Genomic DNA, 8,498 nt, shown 5'->3' with positions numbered 1-8,498 from the left:
GTTGATTTTCAGGAATTGACTCAGTTCAATCAAAATGATGCCTTGTTTGAGAACAATATTGATAATAAATTTAGTCCTCAGGTAGGAATTGGAGTGTATTATCACACCGATAAGTTTTATTTGGGACTTAGTGCTCCTAATTTGTTAGAGACAGATCATTTTGATGAGAGTACCACGAGTAGTTCAAGTGAGGCGGTTAGTTTTTTGGCCGAGGAACGAATTAATTACTATTTGATAGCGGGTCATGTTTTTAATATTACGGATGACCTCAAGTTTAAACCAGCATTATTGAGTAAATTGGTTTTTGGAGCACCGTTACAGGTTGATGTTTCCGCAAACTTTTTGTTATATGAGCGATTAACTTTGGGAGTTGCTTATCGATGGAGTGCAGCGGTAACAGGTCAAGTTGCTTTCCAGATTTCGGATTCGATGATGATTGGTTTTGCCTATGATAGAGAGACCACAGAGTTGGGGCAATCGCAGTTTAATGATGGGAGTTATGAGGTGATGTTACGCTTTGAGTTATTTAAGAAATACAATAGAATGCTGACTCCAAGATTCTTTTAATAGTAGAGATATTTAACCTAACCATTGATATGAAGAGAGATTTACTTTCAGTTGTTTTAGTTTCCTTAGTTATGCTATCGGTTTCTTTTGGTCAAGAGAAGAAACTAGCCAAGGCCCAGGGTCAATATGATCGATATGAGTATATCGATGCCCAAGAGACCTATCTAAAGATCATAAAGAAAGGCTATAAGGATGCCGATTTGTTAAAGAAGTTGGCCAATAGTTATTATTTCAACAGTGAATATGCAGAGGCACAGAAATGGTATAAGGAGCTAATTGATGATTACAGTAGTGAGGCAGAGGCGGAGTATTATTTTCGATATGCTCAGACCTTAAAGGCTGCCGAACAATATGATCAGGCCGATGTGTATATGAAGAAGTTTACCGAACTGGCTAATGATGATAATCGTGTTAAACTATTTGGGGATCAACCTAATTACTTAGAAAGGATCGATTTTCAATCGGGTAGATTCGAGATAGAGAACTCTTCTATCAATTCTTCGTTTACGGATTTTGGTACTGCCTTTTATGATCGTTTTGTAGTTTTTGCTTCCTCCAGAGATACCTTAATATTTAAAAAGACAGTACATCAATGGAATAATGAGGCCTTTTTGGATTTGTTTCAGGCTGAATATGATCCTACCAATGGAGAGTTATCCGAGATCAAGAAGTTTAACGGTACGATCAACTCAGAGTTTCATGAGTCTACCCCGATCTTTACCAAAGATGGGAGTACAGTATATTTTACCAGAAACAACTACGTAAAACGTAAGTACGGTAAGGATAAGAAAGGAACCAATAAGTTAAAGATCTACCGATCGTATAAGAACAGTCAGGGAGGATGGACTACTCCACAGAGTTTATCCTTTAATAGTGATGAATACTCTACAGCTCACCCAGCTTTGAGTATAGATGAGCAGACTTTGTATTTTTCATCCGATATGCCAGGAGGTAAAGGATTGTCTGATATCTATAGTGTAGCCATCAATGGAGATGGTAGTTTTGGAGAGCCAGAGAACTTAGGGGATACCATCAATACCGAAGGAAAGGAGACCTTTCCATTTATCAGTAAGAGCAATGATCTTTATTTTGCATCAAATGGACATTTAGGTTTAGGAGGGTTAGATGTTTTTGTAACTCGTTTAAACCCACAGACCGAAGAAGAGGCTTTGGTGGTTAATATCGGTAAGCCGGTCAACAGTCCCAAGGATGATTTCGCTTTTATCGTAGATGATGAATCCAAGCGAGGTTATTTTTCTTCGAACCGAGCAGGAGGGATAGGAAGTGATGATATCTACAGCTTTTTACAGTTAGAAGACCTGCGTAAGTTTTGTAAGATTGTTATAGCCGGATTAGTCACAGACAAAGATACCAACGAGCCACTTACAGGAGTAAAGGTATCGGTTTACGATAGTGCCAACAACTTGATCGAAAGTATAGAAGTAGGAGAAGACGGGAAGTACACTACCGACGAGTTGGAATGCAGCACCAAATACTTTGTAAGAGCCGAGAAAGAGGAATACACCACTACAGAAAAGTTGGTTACTACCCCAGACACCAAACAGACCCTTGATGTTCCTTTAGCAATGGAGAAGAAGATCAAGTCAGCAGGAGTTGGGGATGATCTAGCTAAAGTCTTGTCCTTAAAACCGATCTATTTTGATTTTGACCAATCATACATTAGAGAAGATGCTAAGATAGAATTGGCTAAAGTGATTGAAGTGATGACCCAATATCCACAAATGAAGATAGAGGTACGTTCACATACGGATAGTCATGGTAATGATGATTACAACTTGTACTTATCCGAGAAGAGAGCCAAGTCTACGGTTGATTATATGATCGGCAAAGGTATTTCTTCAGATCGTTTGAGTGGCAAAGGATATGGAGAAACCGAACCGGTTAATGACTGTGGTAATGATAGCAATTGTACCAAAGATCAATATCAACTCAATAGAAGAAGTGAGTTTATTATCGTGAAATAACACCCGAACTAGCTTGAATATAGATGACTATGAGTGCTGTACCATGCGAAAAAAGCAAATAAGGTTTTTCCGTAGAATAGCATAGTACAAAAAATAATTTGTGCTATATCCTTCTTTTATTTTTGCTTTTTTGTCTGTTAATCAGTTTCTTAAATATTTTGTTACGGCATAACCGTAATTATTTTGATGCTTAGTCATGTCTATGTTTGAAGTTTTATATATACATTTATATTGTTAAAAAAATGTCATCTAATATTCAATTAATTGCAGTAATAGATATATCCTCAACACACTTGTTAAAAATATAAGCACCCCTTATTTTAATAAGTAGTTTATTACTGTTAGTATAGTTGTTTTTACATCGTCCAAGTGCAGGATCTTAGTATTTACTTTGATCTTATGGTTTTATATGATTAAGTGATCTTGATTAATATAGGAGGATATGCTGTAGGTGATGTTTATTTCCTTCCTCAATTTTAGGGTTGATTTACAAATCCCTTAATCAATACTACTTATCGTATACATAGTACATGCTAATTGACAAATGAATTTTAATTATTAATAAACAACCTTGTTCATTGCATAATTTTGGCGAGTCTGCAAGCAAGGGTCTGAATAACTATTAATTCAAACCAAATCAACCATTATGAAGGAAATAGTATCTGCTACAAAACGAAAATCTTATTCTTTTCTCTCTGTAGATGTTTTTGAAATATGTTTTAATAGCAAGATTCTTAAAACCAACTGTAGTAAATATGTATATAGAAATTTTATCATGCTAACTAGTTTTTTGATATTGCTGTTCATATACCTTGGTTTGGCATTTTCTTTTTTACAAGGTTGAAGCAAACCTTCAAGTGGGTATAAAGGATAGGAATAATTGATATCAGCTATCAAATTGTTAGACAATACAAAATGAAACAATCCAATCATTATTTTCTTTAATTATTAAATTCTGGACTTGAATTTTATACTTAAAAAATCGATTTAAACATTTTTTTGAAGGATAAATAACGTTTTTTTGAGGTTTTTGATATATAAAATATAAGTGTTTTCTTACTTTTTTTGTTAAAGTTTACTCTATTTGAACTAAGAATACTAGTTAATAATGTTTGTAAATTATTGTTTTTCAGTGATTTATAAGTTTTTTACGGTTAATCCGTATTTTTTTTGATGTTTTAAAATGCTTATAATCAGTCTTTTATGCATAATTTTATTTCAAGAAAAAAGTACAACTAGTATTTAAAAATACAAAGGAAAAATTGGTACCAATAATGATAAAATGATCTTAGTAGATTAAGCATTGTTTTTTTTCAAAAGATGTACTTAATAAATTGATAATAATGATTTTTTACTGAAATAAAGTTTTGGCGAGCCGGCTTTAGTAAAAAATGTGAATAACGATAGATATAAAGAAGTTAACCAGTATGACATAGAACTTTCCTAAAATCTGAATGTTTACTATCACATGTATAGAGAATAAATTTCAGATTGTAATTTAAAATTTTGTTTTTCGCGTTGGTAAGCGCACTGTATATTCCAGGAAGTTTTAAAATATAGTTTACTCCTTATTTGACATTTTCATTATCGTTATTCTTGATTATCAACAATTCCATTAGACATATGTCTTGAGTGTCTTTAACTGTTCAAGAATAAACCATTTTAAAAAAATTAAATCATGAAAGAATTATTGAATCTTGAGGGAGTAAAAACTTTAAATCGTAATGCGCAAAAAAATGTTCGCGGAGGTGATTATGTAATGGACAGTTGTTTTGATTTTTGTCCGGGTACAGTTCAAGGAAATATTTTTACTGGACAATGTACTTGTATTACAGGATCTTAAAAATATTTGTTATTTAATTGAAAGACCTTTCCTAACTTAGGAAAGGTCTTTAGTTTTTATGCTTTTAGGATCAATCTTAAAAACATATTCCCTCAATTCTTAAGATTATATCATTTATATAGTGCCCTTTTCGATAACAAACATAGTTTAACCGCTTGGATGTTAGCTTTTTTCGGTTTTTATATGGTTTTACCTTATTAATTTTGAGGTTTAAGGTTTGTGATTAAATAAGTATTATACATAAATTTAGGAAAGAAAAGAAATCTTGTTTTATACAAGTGTTTAAAATTATCGTGCAGTACAAAATATTGTTTTATAGATCTATGTTTATCCCCTATATAGATTACTTCTTTAACGATTAAAGATATAAATCGCTGCTTGAATATTTTTTAGATAAATGCTAAGTCAAAATGTTACCAAATCATGTCTGAGACATGTTTTGGGTGAATAACTATTGATAATCATTGTCTAAAATGTCTTTTATGTTTACTTCAATTTATTACTCATTAAAAAGATGTAAATGGAATTCCATTTGCAAGGATCTGCTATTATATGAACATATCATTATTCAACTAGTATTATGTTCTGTCTTCTATAGAACTCGAATAAAGAATATTATGTGATCAATTTGTTAACGTGCTTTAGTAGTACGGTGACAACATTTTTTCCCCTATACAGGATTTACATTGAGAACAAAATTCAAAATATATGCATCGTTTAAATACTTCCTTCTTACTAGTACTTTGTTTGTTTAAATCTTTTGTTTTCGTAGCGCAAGACGATCGTACTAACTTGGCCTTAGAACTCTACGAAAATTTCCATCTTCAAGATCAGTTATTTAGCACTAATGGTAATGAATTGTTTTTAAAAAACATTGATCAGGAACAACAAGTATTACCTTCTTTTAGTCTTGCCAAAAGCACATTTAGCACAAAATCACCTTTAGATCCTCCTACATTAGATCTAGATGAAATTACACCGGGCGATGATTACGAATTCTTCTTAGAGCCTACAACTGGCAATGTTTTTCGAACTACAAGAGGTAATGTAGCAATCACCTCAGACACAGGGACTATATCAAGTGCAACAATAACTGTTACAGGTAATATTGATGCTAACGAGCTTTTTGCAATTCCTGCAGATGCAGGAGGATTCGATATCTATTTTTTTACAGCAAACAATACCAATACGTATAATCGAGCAGGAGGGTTGGTTATTCAAGTCGCTCAAACAGGAACTAGTTTTACTATTACAGAAACTTCAAATACACCAATACCTAATGCAATTTTAGAAGATTTTTTAGAAATAATTCTCTATGGAGATTTGAATTCTCCATATACAGAGGGGTTGAGAACATTAGATTTTACTCTTAATGATACTACCGGTGGTTCTACAACATCACAAACACTTATTCATGTTGTTGTAGCTCCTGATGCTGTAGATGATGCAAATAGTGTTAATGCAAACTCGGTGACTCCTATTACTGGTAATGTATTGACTAATGATACTGACAATACAACAGGAGGAGATGTGTTATCAGTATCCGAAATAAACGTTTTTCCTTCTGCTGTAGGGACAACATATAATACACTATATGGTTCTATAACTGTACAATCTGATGGATCCTATTCATACTTGGTAGATACAAGTAGTCCAGCAGTAGCGGGATTGACAAGTAGCACATCGCTGGATGATATTATAGCGTACACTGTAGAAGATAGTAGCGGTGCTTTTGATTACGGGATTCTGACGATTACAATCAACGGGGTAGATGATCCCCCTGTTGCTGTAGATGATAACAATAGTGTAAGTGTGGGAGTAGTAAATACAGCTACAGGTAATGTGATAGATGGGGATGGATCAAGTGGGCAAGATTTATTAGATAGACCATTATCTCGATTAATTTGGGAAAATGAATTTACAAATGGAGCTGCTGTAGGAGGGCAAACCAGGACTATAGATGGAGTAAATGTAGATTTCACCTCATTGGATCCAAGTGGGGCGGGAAATGCATTTAACCAAACTTCTCAAAACACCTTAACCAATGGAGGGCATACTGGGTATTTGTTATTCAATATAGATCCAGCAACCAATCCAGTCTCAGATACTCAGCTGATTATAGATTTTGATCAAGAGGTTTTTAATGTCGGGTTTTTAGTCACAGATATTGATTATTCTCAAGGTACAATTTGGCAAGATCAGGTTACAATTCAGGGATTCTCTGGTGGCTCACCAACACCAGTAAATTACAATTTTATTAGAACTGGTGGAATTGTAGAAGCAGGATCAGATACTTTTTATGGAACAGGGACTGCTGTAGAGGAGGATGCAACGGGAAATATTAATATCGCATTTCAAGCACCGATAGATCAATTAGTAATCTCATATAATTATGGGCCTAATGTTACTGATGCCGATCCTGGAGGGCAAATAGCTGGAGTATCCGATATTTTTTGGCAAGGAGATAATGTGGTGGTCGTTTCCGAAGTAAATGGTGTTGCTGCCAATGTAGGAAATTCAATACCAACCATGTATGGTTTTCTAACCATTAATTCAGATGGATCTTATACCTATGTGCTGGATCAAAATAATCCAGCAGTGATGGCACTTGCCGCTGGAGCTACATTAATAGATACTACGCCCTATACACTAAGAGATGGGGCATTAAATACAGATTCGGCAAACTTAATCATAACCATTGTAGGTACTCTGGATACAGATGGAGATGATATACCTGACGAAGTAGACCTGGATGACGATAACGACGGGATAACCGATACATTAGAAAATGACTTAGGGGTCGACCCTTCGGCAGATGCGGATAATGATGGGATCTTAAATTTTGAAGATGCTGATAACAACGGGAGTGGAGGAGCTCCTACCTGTACCGATGGAAATACTGATGGAATATGTGATGATTTAGATACTACTTTTGACCGAGATCAAGATGGAGTTCCTAATCATTTGGATTTGGATAGCGATAACGATGGAATTTATGATGCCGTTGAAGCTGGGCATAACCAAACACAAGTAAATGGAGTGGTTTCGGGAGCTGTTGGAACTGATGGTATTCCTGATGCGGTTCAGGGCGTGGGAAATGAAAATAGTGGAACAATTAACTATACATTGACCGACAGTGATACAGATAATGATGATAACTTCTTAGAACTGGATAGTGATAATGATGGCTGTAATGATGTAATTGAAGCAGGGTTTACCGATAATGATAATAATGGATTCTTAGGAAATGGGACTTTTGGTTCAGGTTTGACAGTGGATAGTAATGGAGTTGTCACCTCTGGAAGTGATGGATATACTGGAACAAATTCAGATGTGGTTACTCCAGGAACTGCTCCGTCAATAACTACTCAACCTACCAACTCCGCTATATGTCCTAATACCAATACAACATTTAGTGTTGTTACATCTAATGCGGATACATATCAATGGCAGTTGTTTAATGGATCATCTTGGGATGATTTAACTAATTCAGGGATTCACAGTACGGTTACGACTACAACATTAACCATAACGAATGCTCCGGTTGGGGCTGATGGAAACCGTTATCGTCTTATTGCTTCCAGTTCTACATATCTGTGTACTGTAGCAACCTCAAATGAGGTGGAACTTACTGTTGAAGATGTTACCGATCCAACAGCGAGTAATCCATCACCGATCACAGCCCAATGTGCTGCACCAACACCAGATGTGACTGTCGTTACTGATGAAGCGGATAACTGTGGTACACCAACGGTGGCTTTTGTAAGTGATGTTAGTGATGGGAACAGCAATCCTGAAGTGATCACCAGAACCTATAGTGTGACGGATGCTGCAGGAAACAGCATCAATGTGACTCAGACGATTACGATTAACGATACTACCGATCCTACAGCGAGTAATCCATCACCAATCACAGCCCAATGTGCTGCACCCACACCAGATATTACCGTCGTTACCGATGAAGCGGATAACTGCGGTACACCAACAGTAGCTTTTGTAAGTGATGTCAGCGATGGGAACAGCAATCCAGAAGTGATCACCAGAACCTATAGTGTTACGGATGCTGCTGGAAACAGCATCAATGTGACTCAGACGATTACGAT

General features: G+C 35.4%; 4 protein-coding genes. All 4 read left to right on the top strand.

Features of this window, described 5'->3' with window-relative positions; translation table 11 throughout:
• Positions 1-567 (top strand): PorP/SprF family type IX secretion system membrane protein (locus BUE24_RS23465; protein WP_139242106.1); only part of this gene is annotated, 567 nt, incomplete at its 5' end.
• 29 nt (positions 568-596) lie between these two features.
• Positions 597-2,552: an OmpA family protein gene (locus BUE24_RS24410; protein WP_073322206.1), complete on the top strand. Its 1,956-nt coding sequence runs from the start codon at positions 597-599 to the stop codon at positions 2,550-2,552.
• A 1,678-nt stretch (positions 2,553-4,230) separates the two neighbouring features.
• The gene (locus tag BUE24_RS24120; protein WP_170864661.1) at positions 4,231-4,395 is read left to right on the top strand and encodes a hypothetical protein; all 165 of its coding nucleotides are present in this window, start codon (positions 4,231-4,233) and stop codon (positions 4,393-4,395) included.
• Between the two features lie 708 nt (positions 4,396-5,103).
• Positions 5,104-8,498 (top strand): beta strand repeat-containing protein (locus tag BUE24_RS23450; protein WP_211483337.1); only part of this gene is annotated, 3,395 nt, incomplete at its 3' end.

The organism is Aquimarina spongiae (assembly GCF_900141785.1).
GTDB classification, from domain to species: domain Bacteria; phylum Bacteroidota; class Bacteroidia; order Flavobacteriales; family Flavobacteriaceae; genus Aquimarina; species Aquimarina spongiae.
Note: the sequence above shows the minus strand (reverse complement) of the source record. Positions and strands in the feature narration are given on the sequence as shown.